Source organism: Paenibacillus sp. P4_A7, assembly GCF_056402455.1.
Genome location: NZ_JBFUHJ010000680.1, coordinates 1 through 2,084 on the forward strand (window position 1 = coordinate 1; position 2,084 = coordinate 2,084).

Genomic DNA, 2,084 nt, shown 5'->3' on the forward strand with positions numbered 1-2,084 from the left:
CCTGCCGCAATATCTTCCTCCTGAATGGTTCCGCTGCCGAAGCTCGCAGCCAGCGCCATACTTCCGGTAAGCAGTGAAATCGCTTCTGCCGTTGAAATGACACTGCTTGTCGATTTCACCTTTTCCTTGCCGTCCACGGTCATGCCGCTGCGGAGCTCAYGGAAGATAGTGACAACCTTTCGGATTACATCATCATCTGGAAGGGAAGCGGGTAATGAATAATTTGTGGATATTTCAGCTACACGCTTGCGAACGATATCCACTTCTGTTTCCATGTCCGCTGGCGCTGGCAGTACGATAATATTGAAACGTCGTTTAAGTGCTGCAGACATTTCATTCACTCCGCGGTCGCGCGTATTTGCTGTGGCAATGATTGAAAATCCTCGTGCGGCAGGCATCTCCCGGCCAAGTTCAGGAATTGACACTGTCTTTTCGGATAAAATGGATATCAACGCATCCTGCACTTCAGAAGCACATCGAGATATTTCTTCAAAGCGGGCGATGCCTCCTTGCTCCATAGCTCGAAAAATCGGACTCTTAATTAGAGCTTGATCCGATGGGCCTTGCGCGAGCAACATGGCGTAATTCCACGAATAGCGAATTTGTTCTTCTGTCGTACCGGCCGTTCCTTGTATCACCTTAGAAGAATCTCCATGGATAGCAGCAGTTAAATTCTCTGATAGCCAGGATTTGGCTGTTCCCGGTTCACCTATGAGCAATAGAGCCCTATCGGTCAGCAGAGTAGCTATCGCTATCTCGACCAATCTTTTATTCCCTATATATTTAGGTGTTATTTCCGTATCGCCTGCCTTACCTCCAGTTATGTAAGTAAGAACAGCTTTTGGCGAAAGCTGCCAACCGGCAGGCGTTGCGTCTTTGTCGCTATTTTTTAGCGCTTCTAGCTCAGCACTGTACAATTTTTCTGAAGGTAGTCTTAACACATTTTGTTCATTATTTTTTGTCATAATCAGTGTTCCTTTCAGGTTCAATTAGGATGGTTGTGCTGCTGCTTGATCAACAATATCCAATACTTGCTGTTTGACGCTCTCGTATCTCAATGTTTCTGCAAACTGTCTCAGTCTTTCTACATAAACGAGTGACAATTTGGATAGAAGCATCGTTTGTGATTGGTTCAAATAGTACAAGTGACCTGTCTTATCACTCTCCAAAATATCCATCAGCATTTCTGACACATGTTCATCCTTAAGGTGGTAGAGCGCCAGCAACATATCGACAGTAACATAATCTTGAAATTTCGGATGATCTGCACACTGCTTCGTAAGATATGATATGACTGCTGGATCGGGATGAAAGGCAAAACGGGTTACAAGCTCATTCTCATCTAGCTTTATCATCAAATGAACCCATCTCGGGTCCCAGGTTTCTTTTGCGGAATGACCAATTATCTGATCCGTGATATTTACTGTAATCATATTCATTGTGCGCAGTAGTTCCTTAGCAGAAGAAGTCCGTTTATTGCTAAGCTCGGGAGCGTACCGCTCGTATACCTCATCCGGTGGCAGGCTATGTACTGCAGCTCGAAAACTGTAGGAAAGGAATCTTCGATTGTATGCCTGCTGAAGCCCAACAGTAAAGGCGTATGCCTCTGGATCATCCAGATTTAGAAGCATTTGCGCCGACATATCTTGCAACCGGTCCAGCTTAGCTGTTTTTGCAGCAGGAATGGTAAGGATCTTTTGCAATAATAAAAAGAGTTCATTTGATGTATCGTCTTCCAAACATGATAAATATGAAAGGAGATGCTGCTCCTGTTCAACATTCTCCTTACCTGCAACTACCTCAGTAAGAACATCTTCCGTTTGACGAATGACACGATGGAATAATGCCTCTGACCCGCACAGCCTAACCGGCTGTACCGCCAGTTCGTAGTCTTTGGATGTCAAAGCTTGATAAAGACGATCCTGTGCTTTATTCGAGCCTAGCTTGGATAAAGCGGACAGTGCTGCACGGCGAAGTTCTTTTTTCTTGTCATCGGCCTGCTCTAGCAGGAACTGCTCTTGTTCTGGATATTGCCCAAGTAGTTCAATCGCAGCAGCCCGTACATCAACAGAGCCTTGTATAGC

At 45.3% G+C, this 2,084-nt stretch carries 2 protein-coding genes; both read right to left on the bottom strand.

The window, feature by feature from the left end; genetic code table 11:
- On the bottom strand, nt 1-965 hold a 965-nt coding region (locus tag AC1DWN_RS32855), incomplete at its 3' end, for an ATP-binding protein (RefSeq protein WP_477563035.1).
- Between the two features lie 24 nt (nt 966-989).
- On the bottom strand, nt 990-2,084 hold a 1,095-nt coding region (locus tag AC1DWN_RS32860), incomplete at its 5' end, for a HEAT repeat domain-containing protein (protein ID WP_477563036.1).